This window comes from Flavobacterium esculini, assembly GCF_048284325.1.
Classification (GTDB): domain Bacteria; phylum Bacteroidota; class Bacteroidia; order Flavobacteriales; family Flavobacteriaceae; genus Flavobacterium.
Genome location: NZ_JBLVPI010000007.1, coordinates 149,677 through 166,082 on the forward strand (window position 1 = coordinate 149,677; position 16,406 = coordinate 166,082).

General features: G+C 35.2%; 9 protein-coding genes. 6 read left to right on the top strand and 3 right to left on the bottom strand.

Features of this window, described 5'->3' with window-relative positions:
- Positions 1 to 658: 658 nt before the first annotated feature.
- The 6 genes from ACNQGG_RS08340 to ACNQGG_RS08365 all read left to right on the top strand — a co-directional run bounded on the left by ACNQGG_RS08340 (position 659) and on the right by ACNQGG_RS08365 (position 11,931).
- Positions 659 to 1,999: a sugar porter family MFS transporter gene (locus tag ACNQGG_RS08340; RefSeq protein WP_417962936.1), complete on the top strand. Its 1,341-nt coding sequence runs from the start codon at positions 659 to 661 to the stop codon at positions 1,997 to 1,999.
- Positions 1,983 to 3,584 carry a glycoside hydrolase family 32 protein gene (locus tag ACNQGG_RS08345; RefSeq protein ID WP_417962938.1) on the top strand — a complete coding sequence of 534 codons (1,602 nt, stop codon included), beginning with the start codon at positions 1,983 to 1,985 and terminating at the stop codon, positions 3,582 to 3,584. Before ACNQGG_RS08340 ends, ACNQGG_RS08345 begins: the two co-directional genes overlap by 17 nt.
- 12 nt (positions 3,585 to 3,596) lie before the next feature.
- Positions 3,597 to 6,746 (top strand): SusC/RagA family TonB-linked outer membrane protein, encoded by a 3,150-nt coding sequence (locus tag ACNQGG_RS08350; RefSeq protein ID WP_417962940.1) that lies wholly within the window; start codon positions 3,597 to 3,599, stop codon positions 6,744 to 6,746.
- A gap of 9 nt (positions 6,747 to 6,755) precedes the next feature.
- Positions 6,756 to 8,498: a RagB/SusD family nutrient uptake outer membrane protein gene (locus ACNQGG_RS08355; protein ID WP_417962942.1), complete on the top strand. Its 1,743-nt coding sequence runs from the start codon at positions 6,756 to 6,758 to the stop codon at positions 8,496 to 8,498.
- A 190-nt stretch (positions 8,499 to 8,688) separates the two neighbouring features.
- Entirely contained in the window at positions 8,689 to 10,911 is a 2,223-nt protein-coding gene (locus tag ACNQGG_RS08360; RefSeq protein WP_417962944.1) for an alpha-galactosidase, read from the top strand.
- 123 nt (positions 10,912 to 11,034) lie between these two features.
- Positions 11,035 to 11,931 carry a carbohydrate kinase family protein gene (locus ACNQGG_RS08365; protein ID WP_417962946.1) on the top strand — a complete coding sequence of 299 codons (897 nt, stop codon included), beginning with the start codon at positions 11,035 to 11,037 and terminating at the stop codon, positions 11,929 to 11,931.
- Positions 11,932 to 12,013: 82 nt separating this feature from the next.
- On the opposite strand, the gene rpe is transcribed toward ACNQGG_RS08365, so the two are convergent.
- From rpe to ACNQGG_RS08380, 3 genes are all read right to left on the bottom strand, one after another.
- Positions 12,014 to 12,676 (bottom strand): ribulose-phosphate 3-epimerase, encoded by a 663-nt coding sequence (gene rpe, locus ACNQGG_RS08370; RefSeq protein ID WP_417962948.1) that lies wholly within the window; start codon positions 12,674 to 12,676, stop codon positions 12,014 to 12,016.
- Between the two features lie 433 nt (positions 12,677 to 13,109).
- On the bottom strand, positions 13,110 to 13,973 hold the full coding sequence (locus ACNQGG_RS08375; protein WP_007137700.1) for a sigma-70 family RNA polymerase sigma factor: 864 nt from the start codon (positions 13,971 to 13,973) through the stop codon (positions 13,110 to 13,112).
- A gap of 165 nt (positions 13,974 to 14,138) precedes the next feature.
- A complete protein-coding gene (locus tag ACNQGG_RS08380; protein WP_417962950.1) occupies positions 14,139 to 16,274 on the bottom strand; it encodes a polyribonucleotide nucleotidyltransferase in 2,136 nt (711 codons plus the stop codon).
- Positions 16,275 to 16,406: the final 132 nt, after the last annotated feature.

Consider the following 16,406-nt stretch of genomic DNA (forward strand, 5'->3'; position numbering starts at 1 on the left):
TTTATAAAGATTCAGGTTTAGTAATTAAAATTAATTCTGTTCGTTTTTTACTTTTATTACTTGTAAAAATCAAAACCATCAAAATCTAATTTTGGTGGTTTTTTTATGGCTCTATTTCAATGCAATAATTCTACTGCTTTCCATACTGGATGCAACTATTTGAAATAGATGTATAGAGAATTGTTTTAATATATGTTGTCTTGTTCTTGTTACAATTCCTGTACTCAGATATAAAAAACATGCTTGAATCTTGAGATTACACTGCATTTTCATCTGTGTAATTTTCTTAAACCTTTAGAATACTTCGTAATATAGAATTGCTTAATAAATTCATTTTTTTTATCGATAATTTTTAAACTTCTTCTAAAAATAAATTTAAAATTTTATTAATTGAATAAAATCGATAAAGTGACTTTTTTTTATTCCTGAATATCTATTTTTTTTTTAAAACTGGCGTAACATAATTGTAACTAGTGTAACATAGTCAAACTACAACGAGGTAGTTCTTTATTTGTTTTTAAGTGTAAAGTACTTAAAAACAGACTATTATGTAAATATTTTAAATTATTAAATAGTATTAAATGCAATTGTAACATCCTCAAAATAAAAGCAAAATTTATGCGGATATCTTAGCAATCTAATTTAATATTTTTTGATAATGAAAAAAATTGTTGTTTGGTCGCTGATTGCTTCGCTTGCAGGGTTTCTTTTTGGATTTGATACCGTTGTTATTTCTGGAGCTGATAAAAAGCTACAAGTTTTATGGAATTCCTCAGATGCTTTCCATGGAACAGTAGTTATGGGAATGGCTTTATGGGGTACTGTTTTCGGAGCAATATTTGGTGGTATTCCAACTAATAAAATAGGAAGAAAAAATACACTATTATGGATAGGGATTTTATTCTTCATTTCGGCTATTGGTTCTGCTTTTGCAAATGATCCATTTGTTTTTGCCGCATTTAGATTTATTGGAGGCCTTGGGGTTGGAGCATCAACAATAGCTGCGCCCGCTTATATCTCTGAAATTGCACCTGCAAAAGATAGAGGTAAACTGGTTGCTTTGTATCAATTCAATATTGTTTTGGGAATTCTGGTTGCTTTTCTTTCCAATTACTTATTAAGGAACATGGGTGAAAATTCATGGCGATGGATGATGGGAGTACAAGCAATTCCCTCTTTTATTTATACCGTATTTATCTGTACAATTCCCAAAAGCCCAAGATGGCTATTGTCTAAATCCAGAAATGAGGAAGCTAAAAAAGTCTTGCAACTAATGGGACAAGAAGCCGACTTTGAAAAAATGATGGTAGAGATTAACCAGCATAGTAACGATACGACTCTTTCCAATGAAAATATTTTCATGAAAAAATACCGCACCCCTTTGATTTTAGCCTTTTTTATAGCACTGTTTAATCAATTGTCAGGTATTAATGCCTTCTTATATTATTCACCGAGAATTTTTCAAGAAGCAGGTTTGGGAGAAAGTACCGCTTTACTGAGCAGTATCGGAATTGGAGCCATAAATTTAGTTTTTACGCTGATTGGGGTTTTTCTAATTGATAGATTAGGGAGAAAAGTCTTGATGTATATTGGTTCGGTTGGATACATTATTTCACTATCTCTTGTTGCTATGGCTTTCTTTTTTCATTGGCAGGGAATGGCAGTTCCAATCTTCCTGTTCTTATTTATTGCTGCCCATGCAATAGGTCAAGGAGCCGTAATCTGGGTTTTTATTTCAGAAATTTTCCCAAATCATCTTAGAGCGTCCGGCCAAGCTTTTGGAAGCACAACGCACTGGGTTTTAGCAGCAATAATTCCATCGCTGATTCCATTTCTATTTTCGACGATAGGCCCTGGAGTTGTGTTTTTGTTTTTCGCAGTAATGATGGTTTTTCAGCTAGTGTTTGTTGCGGTTTTGATGCCGGAAACTAAAGGGATTTCCTTAGAAGAATTAAGTAAAAAATTAATAAAAAAAGAAAACTATGATTACAGTAACTAAAAAAAGATACTTCTTGTCGATATGTTGTGCAATGGGATTGCTGACTTTATTTGGGTGCAAAGAATCGTCCCTTTTGGATAAAAAAGTGTATTCAGAGGAAGAACTTTACAGACCCAATTTTCATTTTTCACCAAAAAAAGGATGGATGAATGATCCCAATGGTATGTTTTTTTACAATGGCTATTACCATCTTTTTTACCAACATTATCCGGATTCAAATGTATGGGGTCCGATGCACTGGGGCCATGCAATAAGTAACGATCTAATCACTTGGACCGAAAAACCAATAGCTATTTATCCAGATGAAAAAGGATATATTTTTTCGGGAAGTGCTGTAGTTGATTTAAAAAACACGTCTGGCTTTGGTAGTTTACAAAACCCGCCGATTGTCGCCATGTTCACCTATCACAATCCTGTAAAAGAGAAAGCAGGGGAAGCAGGTGTTCAATCGCAAGGAATTGCGTATTCGTTAGACGAAGGGTTGACTTGGACTAAGTATGAGAAAAATCCAGTGGTCAAATTTCCAAATATTAATGACTTCAGAGATCCAAAAATGACTTGGGATAATGTCCATAAACAATGGTTAATGGTTTTAGCAGCAGGAGATAAAACGATGTTTTATAGTTCTAAAAACTTAAAAGATTGGCAGTTACTTTCTGATTTTGGTAAAAACATTGGGGCTCATGGTGGTGTTTGGGAATGTCCAGATTTTTTCCCGATGCTTATAGATGGTTCTGATGAATATAAATGGGTGCTTTTGCTAAGTATAAATCCTGGAGGTCCTAATGGTGGTTCGGCTACTCAATATTTTGTTGGAGATTTTGATGGTACCACATTTACATTGGATGAATCCTTTTCTCAGGATTTGAAACAGCATAAATCACTTTGGATTGACTATGGAAGAGATAATTATGCGGGTGTTACCTGGTCAAATATTTCAGAGACTGATGGTAGAAAATTGTTTACAGGTTGGATGTCCAATTGGCAATATGCGAATAAAGTTCCTACAGAGAAATGGAGAGGGAGTATGACGCTACCAAGGGAATTAAAACTAATAGAAGCAGGGAATCATTTCAGAGTTTCTTCTCAGCCCGTTAAGGAATTACAAAATTATGTGTCAAAGACCATAAAAAAAGAGGTGCTTAAAATTAGTGAGAAAAAAACCGTATTAATTGATAAATCACTAGTTGATCTGTCAAGATTGGATATTCATTTTACAATGAAGAACTTGAAAAAAGATGTCTACACTTTTTCACTTTCCAATAATGCTAATAACGCTATACATTTTGGTATCAATACAAAAGACAAATACTTTTTTATCGATAGAAGAAAATCAGGGAATTTATCTTTTTCAGATGTTTTTGCAAAGGAAATTTCTAAAGCGCCATTTACCAAAGATTTTGATAAAATGGACGTACGGGTAGTAATCGATAAAACCTCAATCGAAGTGTTTTACAATAACGGACAAACAGTTATGACCGAAATATTTTTTCCAGAAAAACCAATGGAAACATTTTCAGTTACTAAAGCAAATTTCAATTTCACAATTGAAAATTTAATAATTAACCAACTAAAATTTAACTAAACTATCTAAATTATGAAACAAAAAATCATCCTCTATCTAATTTTAATGGGCTCCTTTTTTTCACTTACGGCCCAGAATATAGGAATAAAAGGAGTGGTAACCTCTTCCGAAGACGGAATGTCGCTTCCTGGGGCAACAATTACGGTATCCGGAACAAATAATGCTACCACAACAGATCTTGATGGTCATTATATGCTTAACAATGTAGATAAGAATGCTACTTTGGTATTTAGTTTTACAGGTTTTACAGCTCAGTCAATTAAATTGAACGGACAAGAATCCATCAATGTTATTTTAAAACCTGAATCTATCAATTTAAGCGAAATTGTAGTAGTAGGATATTCAAAGGAGCGAAAAGTAGATGTAACAGGAGCCGTAACGGTAGTAGATTTAAAACCTATTGCAGGTCAAAGTATGAGCTCTGGAAATGCTATGCAGGCTTTGCAAGGTAGAGTTGCCGGATTGACCATTGAAAAATCGGGTGATCCAAGTGGTGCTAATAGCAGGATTTTAATCAGGGGAGTAAGTACGCTGGGAAATACAGATCCATTGTATGTGATTGATGGAGTTCCTACAGTACGACCAGAAGTGTTTGCCAGTTTAAATCCAAGTGCTATAGAATCTGTTCAAGTTTTGAAAGATGCGTCTGCGTCCTCTATTTATGGTTCCAGAGCTGCAAATGGTGTTATTATTGTAACAACAAAAAATGCTGCCAAAGGTGGTGCAACGAGTGTTTCTTATAGTACGAGCGTTTCTGTTCTTTCTGAGAAGAAACAACGCTATAAAATGTTGAATGCGCTGGACAGAGGTAAGGTTTTGTGGCAGGCATCAGTTAATGATCATGCAGATCCGGCTGGTGGGTATGGCGAAATATATAATTTTGACTGGAATAATGATTTTAATAACCCAGTGTTAAACAGCGTAACGGTTAAACCTTTTGTGGGTGGGAATACCAATGTGCCTGTGGGAGATACCGATTGGCAGGATACGATGTATAAAACAGGATTGCTAATTAACAATGATTTATCCGTATCTGGTGGATCTGATAAAGCAAATGCGGTATTGAATATGGGTTATTTAGATAACTCAGGAATGTTGAAGTATACTAATTATGAAAGATATTCAGCCAGACTTAATGCCAATTTCAAGTTATTCAATGATAAAGTTAGGTTTGGTGTAAACTCTCAATTTACACAGTCTAACGAAAGAAGTGCCGCCAATGATGTAGGAAATGCACCAACACCAGGTTTAGCGATAACTTTAGCACCAACTATTCCTGTATTTACTGCCTCCGGTGAGTATGCGGGACCATTAGGATCGGGTTATTCAGACAGAAATAATCCTTTATTGATGCAATATCTAAACCGATGGGATAATAGCAAAAAAATGGCTTTGTACGGTAATGTTTTTACAGAAATTGATATTTTGAAAAATCTTACCTTCAGAAATAGTATCGGAATGGATTTTAATGATTTTAATAGAAAAGACATTGAGCCAACTGTGAGCAATGGGTTTGTAAATAGAAGTACCAATAGTTTGACTTTTGACACCAATAAATATTCAAGTTTAACAATTTCAAACACGTTAAGTTATAACTTGAAAGTTTCAAATCATAAAATTGGAGTAGTTGTAGGTACTGAATCGACTAAAACCGATTTGAATACTTTATATGCTCGTGCCGAAGGATTTGCAGTAGAATCAGAATCTTATTTTACACTTTCTGCAGCAACAGGAATTAGAACAAATAATGGGATTTCAACAGGTAGCAGACTGCTTTCTCAGTTTGGTAAAGTGAACTATGCGTTCTCCGACAGGTATTTAGCTACATTCACCATAAGAAGAGATGGTTCGTCAAGATTTGGAGAAGACAACAGGTATGGAATTTTCCCTGCCGCTACTGTAGGTTGGAAGATTAATAATGAAGAATTTTTAAAAAATATTAAAGCAATATCAACACTTAAACTTCGCGCTGGTTATGGAGAAGTGGGGAATCAATCTATTGGAGACAATGCTCGTTTTGGATTGTATGAAGCGCGATACGGACCGAATCAAAATGTATATTTTCCTGATTTTTTCAATATCTATTATAATGTTGGAACTGCCTATGATTTGAATGGGGCTAATACAGGGAATTTACCTTCTGGTTTTGTATCTATACAAGCAGCTAATTCAGGGCTAAAATGGGAAACTACCAAAGAGGTTAACGTTGGTCTTGATTTTGGTTTTTTTGAAAATAAATTATCGGGTTCCTTTGATTATTTTTCAAGAAACACAGTAGGGATTTTAATTAAACCGCCAGTTGCATCTGCTGTAGGAGAAGGGCAGCAACGTTTTGTAAATGGAGCTTCCACTGCAAATAAGGGTTGGGAACTTACGGTAGGATATGCTGATAAATTAGATAATGGATTGTATTTTAATGTTTCCACAAATTTTGGAGCAACAAAAAATAAGATTACAGATTTACCAGCCGAAGTTAGGGCTGCATATCCAGGTACAGCTTTAAACTCTATAATTGGGCATTCACAATTTGAAATTTTTGGTTTTAAAACCGATGGATTATTCCAAAGTCAGGCAGATATCGATTCTCATGCGACTCAAGTTGGTTCTAGACTGGGAGGAATAAAATTTGTAGACATCAATGGTGATGACAAAATAAATTCTGATGATAGAACTTTTATTGGAACAACACTTCCAAAATTAGAATATGGTATTAATATTAGTTTAGCGTATAAGAATTTTGACTTCTCCGTTTTTGGTTCTGGTGTAGCAGGAAGAATTGGAGTTGATCCTTATATTTTCTGGAACAATTTTGTTCAAGGAAGAGAAAATGCGGGGCCAGGAACGTTTAACGCTTGGACACCAACGAATACAAATACTGATGTGCCGTCTCTATCATTAGCACATAATGATACTCAAACCTCAGATTATCTTTTTAGAAATAATTCATATTTTAAACTTAGAAATCTACAAATTGGATACTCTCTTCCTGAAGGGTTAGTAGGTAAAACAGGATTCATAACCAGATGTAGAGTGTATGCACAAGGGGAGAATTTATTTTGGTTTACTCCAAAGGGATACATAGGATCAGATCCAGAGCGAACAGATGTTAACAGAATACCAGTGCCTACCACTTTATCATTAGGTGTAAACTTTAATTTTTAATTAATTCTCATGAAAAAATATAATAAAATAGTTATCAGCTTCTTGTCAATCCTATTTTTGGCATCCTGTAGCAAAGAATTTTTAGATTATGAACCTACCGGAGTATTATCTTCCGGGAATGTGGCAACGGCTGCAAATGCTGATGCCCTTGTTAATGCGGCTTATGCAGCAATAGGAAATGATGAAATGGTGGGGCCAATAACGCACCAATGGGTTTATGGAAGTGTACGGTCAGATGATGCTTACAAAGGCGGAGGCGGTCGTGGAGACGTTGATGTTATAGATCGTTACGAACAATATAATCTAACCACTCCGGATTATGGAGATTGGATGTTACCTAGAACTTGGACGAATCACTATAAAGCGATTTCAAGAGCTAATTTTGCTTTATCTGTAATCAATGCGATTCCTGATGCGGATTACCCGTTAAAAAAAGTGAGACAAGCGGAATTGCGCTTTTTAAGAGCACATTCTCATTTTATGTTGAAATTGTTGTTTAAGAAAATTCCTTTTATAACAGAAGAGTTGACTCAGGAACAAATTCTAAAAACTTCCAATGATTTGTCAAATGAGGATTTGTGGAATAAGATTGCAGATGATTTTCGTTTTGCATTCGATAATTTAGAGCAATCACAAGGTCAAGTTGGGAGAGCAGATAAAAATGCAGCAGCTGCTTATTTAGCAAAATTAAGATTGTATCAGGCTTACGAACAAAATGATAAACATTTGGTTACGACTATTAATGCAGCCAGATTACAAGAAGTTATTGATTATGCTGATAAAGTAACCGGAAGTTTAGAACCGGACTTTGGGAATAACTTTTTAGATGGTCATGATAATGGATCAGAATCTATTTGGGCTGTTCAGTTTTCTATCAATGATGGTACCAATACAGGAAGAGTTAGTTTTGTAACTGGGTTAAATTCTCCTCATGGTACACCTCTTTATGGATGTTGTGGTTTTCACATGGCGAGCCAGAATATGGTAAATGCTTTTAGAACAGATGCTAACGGTTTACCGTTATTAGATACTTTTAACAATTCAGATATTTTTAACGCAGTGGATGGGAACGGAAATGCGCCAATTGCTGCAGGTGTTACTATTGACCCTAGGATTGACCATACAGTGGGCGTTCCAGGAAGACCATTTAAATACAAAAACACACTGAAAACAACTGGTGATATGGTTTACAAATTCAGTTGGGCCAGAGATCCTGGAGTTTATGGATACTTTGGAAATATGAAAGAGCAACAATCTCCGGACTGTTCTTGTTATGTGAAAAATGGACCGTTCATTGGTACTTCAAAAAATGTTGATTTTATAAGATATGCAGATGTGTTATTATTTAAAGCAGAAGCATTGATACAATTAAACAGATATACTGAAGCATTACCTATAATTAATCAAGTTAGAGCAAGAGCTGCAGCTAGTAAAGCAATGCCATTGGCAGCAGGAGCTTCAGATGTTTATAAAATTGCTCAATACACTTCTTTTCCGTCAAAAGATTATGCTATGAAAGCACTTATGTTTGAAAGACGATTGGAGTTTGGAATGGAAGGTCCTCGGTTTTTTGATCTTGTAAGATGGGGTAAAGCAGAACAAGTTTTGAACGCTTATCTTGGTGTAGAAAAAACAAAGAAAGATTTCCTTTCAAATGCACATTTTACTGCCGGTAGAGATGAATATTATCCGATACCTCAAAGAGAAATTGATTTTACCGGAGGTTTATACAAACAAAATCCTGGATATTAAAAATAAGGTTACTAATAATGTTTGTTTGGTTAGTGTTTTAAATTAGGTTAAAGGCAAGTATTATACTTGCCTTTAATTTTTAAATTTTTTAGTAATTTGCATGAAATGCTTTTGCTAAGCGTATTTAGTTTGATGATGTTTTCATTAGATTTTTTAGACTTACAAAAATTTGTGTTTTAAAATAAGTATTATGGAAGAAAAACGAGTGTCCTATTTTAATAAAAAAATCGTATTCCTTTTTAGTTTTATGATTACTGCAATCAGTTTATCAGCTCAAAGAGTAACCATTCCTATTGCGACTGCAAACAATGTTTTACTGTTGCAAACGGATAGTAACAATAGATTGAGGACCATTTATTTTGGAAAACCCCTTGACAATGAAAGTGAATATGCGGCTGTTTCAGCGAATTATAATTATGATGAAGCCAATGCGGGAATTTACAATTCATCGTACACACCTGCAGGTACTTGGAATCTATCCGAGCCCGCCATTCAGGTCAAACATGCAGACGGAAATCCTTCTTTGGAACTGAAATATGTGAGTCATAAAAAAGAAAATATTGATGCTAATACTTCTGTTACAAGTATTCTTCTGAAAGATCCCATTTATCCTTTTGAAGTTACTTTGTTCTACAAAGTTTGGGCAAAAGAAAATGTAATCGAACAATGGACAGAAATAAAGCATCAGGAGAAAAAACGGGTTTTATTGCAAAAATATGCTTCTGCTAATTTATATTTTTCCAATAAAGATTTCTATCTAACGAGTTTTCAGGGAGAATATCTAAAAGAAATGCAGCCTATAGAAACAAAGCTTTTGCAAGGAATAAGGACAGTAGATTCTAAATTAGGAACACGGGCGATGCTTTTGCAAACGCCTAATTTTATGGTGTCATTTGGTAAACCAGCTTCAGAAAATGAAGGGACTGTTCTGTTGGGACAGTTGGCTTGGAGCAGTAACTTCAAACTTGATTTTGAAATCGATTCCCATAAAAATCTTCGTTTAATCGCGGGTATCAATCCGTTCGCTTCAGAATATTCTCTGGCTCCAAACGAAATATTTAAAACACCTTCTTTAATTTATGCTTTGTCAAATCATGGAACGGGGGAAGCCAGTAGAAATTTGCATGATTGGGCAAGAAAATACAGAATACTTGATGGCCAAGGAGAACGGCTGACCTTATTAAACAATTGGGAAGCCACCTATTTTGATTTTGATGAAAATAAAATAAAAGCCTTATTTAAGGATACAAAAGATTTAGGGGTTGATCTGTTTTTATTGGACGACGGTTGGTTCGGTAATAAATACCCAAGAAACAATGATGATGCGGGGCTTGGCGACTGGCAGGAGAATAAAAAGAAACTACCGAGCGGATTGGGCTATTTGGTCAAAGAAGCCAAAAAAGAAGGAGTGAAATTTGGTATTTGGATTGAACCTGAAATGGTAAATCCCAAAAGTGAATTGTATGAAAAGCATTTGGATTGGGTAATCCGACAACCGGAAAGACCTGAAATTTATTATAGAAATCAAATGGTGCTGGATTTGTCGAATCCCGAGGTGCAGGATTTTGTTTTTGGAATAGTAGATGATTTATTTGTGAAAAATCCAGAATTAGCGTTCATAAAATGGGATTGTAATGCGGTTATTTATAATGCTTATTCTGTATATCTCAATAAAAAAGGGTTGCCTCAGTCTAATTTGTACGTGGATTACATGAAAGGATTGTATAAAGTCCTTCAACGCATTCGTGTAAAATATCCAAAAGTTCCTATGATGCTTTGTTCCGGAGGAGGTGGTCGCGGGGATTATGAATTTTTGAAATATTTCACTGAATTTTGGCCAAGCGATGACACGGAACCTTTAGAAAGAATATTTATGCAATGGGATTATTCTTATTTTTTTCCTTCGATTGCCACTGATAATCATGTCACCGATTGGGGAAAACAACCACTGAAATTTAGGGTGGATGTGGCTAGTATGGGCAAATTGGGTTTTGATATTGTTGTTGGTAAACTGAACGAGAATGATAAATTATTTTGCAAACAAGCCATAACAAATTACAACTCATTTAAAGATATAGTGTGGCACGGCGATATGTTTCGTTTGGTCAATCCACATGAAAATGATATTGCTGCATTGATGTATGTAAATCCAGATAAAAGCAAAGCAATTGTTTTTAACTACTTAGTGAATAATAGATTTAGTATCACTGCTACGGAACGACCGGTTGTATTAAACGGATTAAATCCAAAGAAAAAATATACCGTAAAAGAAATTAATTTGTATCCGGGTGTTACTTCAACAATTGCTTCGGACAAAGTATTTACAGGGGATTTTTTAATGAAAGCAGGATTCAATCCTAATGTTACTTTGCAAAGAACAAGTGTGTTGCTGGAGATAAATGAAGTTAAATAAGTAAAACCACATTTAGGTTCAATAGTTTTCTTAACTATTGGATTAGGAGTTGGGAAAATAAAACAGGGCTTGTGGCTTTATTTAGTAGCTTAAACAGGCTCTTAATTTTTTAAAATTTATAAGATGAATACAAAATATATGCTAAGTGTAGTTAGCTTTGGAGAGGTTTTATGGGACCTTTTCCCAACTCATAAAAAAATTGGAGGAGCGCCTTTGAATGTTGCACTTCGAATGAATTCTTTGGGGGCAGAAACAACAATCATAAGTCGTGTTGGTGCCGACGAAGATGGGAACGAAATTATATCTTTTATAAATAATCAGGATGTGAGTTCGGATGCTATCCAAATAGGGGAAGATTATAAAACAGGTGTAGTAAATGTTATGATTAACGAAAAGGGAAATGCTTCTTATGATATTCATTACCCGTCTTCCTGGGACAAAATTACACCTAGTAAAGAAATGGATGAAAAAGTTTCGGAATCAGATGCTTTTGTTTTCGGGAGTTTAATATGCCGTGATGAGGTTTCCAGATCTACTCTGTATGCCCTTTTGGACAAAGCTAAATATAAGGTTTTGGATGCCAATCTAAGGGCTCCGTATTATACGGCAGATGTCCTTTATGAATTAATGTTAAAAGCAGATTTCATTAAGCTCAATGATGAAGAATTATATGAGATAAGTCAGCAATTGGAATCACCCTATAATTCCTTTGAGCAGAATATTAAATTTATCGCTGAAAAAACGAATACTAAACATGTTTGTGTTACCAAAGGGGCATTTGGAGCTGTCTTGTATTACAATGATAAATTTTATTACAATAGCGGTTATTTTATAAAAGTAGTTGATACTGTAGGAGCAGGGGATTCTTTCTTAGCCTCCCTCATAGTCAAATTGCTTAGAGGGAAATCACCACAAAAATCGTTGAATTATGCTTGTGCTGTTGGGGCATTAGTTGCAGGACATGAAGGAGCCAATCCTAAAATTTCCGAAAAAGAAATAACTAAATTCATGATGCTTTGATAAAATAGAAAGCATAAAATTAAATGTATAAAAAAAGCCAAAGAAGCAATATCTTTGGCTTTTTTATGCAATTTAGTGTGAACTAAAAAGAAGTTAATTTCTTCAAATCGGCAATCGTCACTGTTGGATTTTCTGCTTTAAAAACATAACTTCCTGCCACAAGAACATCGGCTCCGGCTTCTACAAGTTGTTTTGCATTTTTATCAGTAACGCCGCCATCAATTTCTATAATGGTATTGGCTCCTTTTCTGGTAATTAGTTCTTTTAATTTTTGAACCTTAGTGTAAGTGTTTTCTATAAATGATTGTCCGCCAAAACCTGGATTTACACTCATGATACAAACCAAATCGATATCATTGATTACATCTTCCAAAAGGTCAATGTTTGTGTGTGGATTTAAAGCTACTCCGGCTTTCATACCTTCAGCTTTAATGGCTTGCAAGGTTCTGTGCAAATGGGTACAGGCTTCGTAGTGTACACATAAGATATTTGCTCCTAAATCAGCAAAAGTCTTGATGTATCGGTCTGGGTCTACAATCATTAAATGAACATCGATTGTTTTTTTTGCATGTCTTGAAATAGCTTCAAGAACAGGCATTCCAAAAGAGATGTTTGGTACAAAAACGCCATCCATGATGTCAATATGAAACCAATCGGCTTCACTATTATTGATCATTTCGATGTCGCGTTGCAGATTAGCAAAATCAGCAGCAAGAACTGATGGAGCAATTAATGTGTTTTTCATTGTATAGTTGTTTTGTTGAGATGCACTGCAGTGCATCTTTACAGATGTATTGTTTGTGCAAAAGTAGTTTTTTTGGAGCAATTGGCGAAAATTTTTTTAGTAAGAATAGACAACTCGCAAGTTGTGCGTACATTGCGTAAGGGATTGAAGTGGAAATCCTTTTTATTTTTTTTAAAAATAAAAAGATTGTAACGAAAAGCCCGACCCGAAGTTTTTACGGAGGGTTACGCCTAAATGATTTTAAACAGGAATAGGGTCAAGAGAATCTGAAATGAATTCAAGAATCTGAAATGAATTCAGATTAAAAAATAAAACTCCGGTAATCAGCCGGAGTTTCAATCATCAATCAAAAAACGAACAGTCAATCAAACTGTTGTTCATTTTGAATTAAAAGATTTAAAATTTAAAAATTTTAATTGGGGAATATTGTGAATTAACCTAAGTAGGTTTTTAATATTTTACTTCTGGAAGTGTGTTTCAATCTTCGGATTGCTTTTTCCTTGATTTGACGTACACGCTCACGAGTTAAGTCGAAAGTTTCTCCAATTTCCTCTAATGTCATTGGGTGTTGATCACCAAGACCAAAGTACAAACGAACAACATCAGCTTCTCTTGGAGTTAATGTTTCTAATGAACGCTCGATTTCAGTACGCAATGATTCGTGGATTAATTCTCTGTCTGGATTTGGAGATTCACCAGAACGCAATACATCGTAAAGGTTAGAATCTTCTCCTTCTACAAGAGGAGCATCCATTGATAAGTGACGACCGGAGTTTTTCATGCTCTCTTTTACGTCATTTACGGTCATATCAAGTTCTTTTGCAATTTCTTCAGCAGATGGTGGACGCTCGTTAGATTGCTCTAATAAAGCGTACATTTTGTTGATTTTATTGATAGAACCAATTTTATTTAAAGGCAAACGAACGATACGGGATTGTTCTGCCAATGCTTGTAAAATAGATTGACGAATCCACCAAACGGCATACGAAATGAATTTGAAACCACGAGTTTCATCAAAACGTTGTGCTGCTTTTATCAATCCTAAATTTCCTTCGTTAATCAAATCTGGAAGGGTTAACCCTTGATTTTGATATTGTTTTGCTACCGAAACCACGAAACGTAAATTGGCTTTTGTCAATTTTTCTAATGCTTTCTGGTCACCGGCTTTAATCTTTTGTGCTAATTCTACCTCTTCGTCAGCGGTAATAAGGTCAACTTTTCCAATTTCTTGTAAATACTTGTCTAATGAAGCAGTTTCGCGATTGGTTACCTGCTTGGTGATTTTTAGTTGTCTCATGTTTTTTTGTCTCCTAAATTTTAAGTGTACAATTAGTTATACGTATGAAGTTTCCAAAAAGTTACAATAGTTTGGAAAATAAATTTTAGAAAAAAACAAAAATCCCGTTTCAAATACATGAAACGGGATTTTCTATAAATAAACCTTTAGTAAACTAAGATCTGATTACTCTTTTTTCTCCTCACGTGGAGGTCTTGCCATTAAGGCTTTTCTAGATACTTTCTCTTTACGAGTTTTAGGATCTAAACCTAGATACTTAATCATGAATACATCACCCATGTTTACTACATCGGCAACATTTTCTGTTCTTTCCCATGCCAATTCAGAAACGTGAAGTAATACTTCGTTTCCTGGGGCGTCAAGGTACTCAACAACTGCACCAAAATCTAACATTTTGATTACTTTTACTTCATACGCTTCGCCCATTTGTGGTTTGAAGGTAATCGATTGGATTTTAGCCAATACCGCTTCAATTCCAGCAGGATCAGTTCCAAGAATTTCGATAACTCCTTGTTCGTTAACTTCATTAATTACGATAGTTGTTCCTGTAGCTTTTTGTAATTCTTGAATTACTTTTCCACCAGGTCCAATCAACGCACCAATAAAGTTACCAGGAATAGTTCTTGTGATAATTTTTGGAGCATACGCTTTAACATCTACTTTTGGAGTTGCTAAAGTATCTGTTAGAATTCCAAGAATGTGTAAACGACCATCTCTGGCTTGAGCCAAAGCAGCTTCCATAATCTCGTATTTCAATCCATCAATTTTGATGTCCATTTGACAAGCCGTAATACCTTCTGAAGTTCCAGTTACCTTGAAATCCATGTCTCCTAAGTGATCTTCGTCACCAAGAATGTCTGATAAAACTGCAAAACGATCACCGTCAGTAATCAATCCCATTGCAATTCCAGAAACGGGACGTGTCATTTGAATTCCAGCATCCATTAATGATAATGTTGCAGCACAAACGGTTGCCATAGAAGAAGAACCGTTAGATTCTAATACTTCAGAAACTACACGAATTGTATAAGGGCAATCTGTAGGAATCATGTTTTTCAAAGCACGTTGTGCTAAGTTTCCGTGACCAACTTCTCTTCTGGAAGTTCCTCTTAATGGACGCGCTTCTCCTGTAGAAAATGGGGGAAAATTATAATGCAAATAGAATTTTTCCTCTCCTTGTTGAGATGGTGAATCAATTTGGTTTGCTTCTCTGGAAGTTCCCAAAGTAGCTGTTGCCAAAGCTTGAGTTTCTCCGCGTGTAAACAATGCTGAACCGTGAACCGATGGTAAATAATCTATTTCACACCAGATAGGTCTGATCTCTGTCGTTTTTCTTCCGTCAAGACGTGTTCCTAAATCTAGTGTTACATTACGAACAGCTTCTTTGTTAACTTTGTAGAAATATTTCCCTACTAAGTCTCCATTTTCTGCCAATTCTTCTTCTGTAAATGATGCTTTTACTTCTTCTTTTACTTCTGCAAATGCAGTAGTTCTCTCTTGTTTAGAAGATCCAACCTTTGCAATATCATAAATTTTAGTATATGCAACTGCTTTTACTTTAGCGTAAATGGCATCGTCAGATTTTTCAGTTTCGTACGTACGAACTTCTTTTTTTCCAAATGCCGCTACCAATCTTTCTTGCGCTGCAATTTGTACTTTGATATGTTCGTGAGCAAATTTTATGGCTTCAACCATTTCAGCTTCCGAAATTTCTTTCATTTCGCCTTCTACCATTGCGATAGAATCTGTTGAAGCACCAATCATCATGTCGATGTCTGATAATTCTAATTGTGCGCGACTTGGATTGATAATAAATTTACCATCAATACGACCTACACGAGCTTCAGAAATTAAAGTTTCGAAAGGAATGTCAGATAAAGCTAATGCTGCCGAAGCTGCTAATCCTGCTAATGCATCAGGCATAACTTCATCATCATGAGACATTAATTGAATCATTACTTGTACTTCAGCATGATAATCATCTGGAAAAAGTGGACGCAATACACGGTCAACTAATCTCATTGTTAAAACTTCGTTATCGCTTGGACGAGCCTCTCTTTTGAAGAAACCACCAGGAAAACGTCCTGCTGCTGCAAACTTTTCACGATAATCTACCGTAAGTGGTAAAAAGTCGATACCTGGAGTTGCTTTTCTTGAAGATACTACTGTTCCTAAAATAACAGTTTTTCCAATTCTTACTACTACAGCGCCGTCAGCTTGTTTCGCTAAACGTCCTGTCTCGATTGAGATGCTTCTGCCATCTCCTAAATCGATGTTTTCTACAAATAATTGTGGAATCATAATTTTAATTCTCTTTAGATTAAACAATGGGTTCTAGTTGTGTTGTAGTTGTTGTTTTGCGTAGTTAATGCCTAAAACCCAATGAAAAACCAAACTTTTTTATTGTTGTATATAAAAACAAAAAGAGGCACT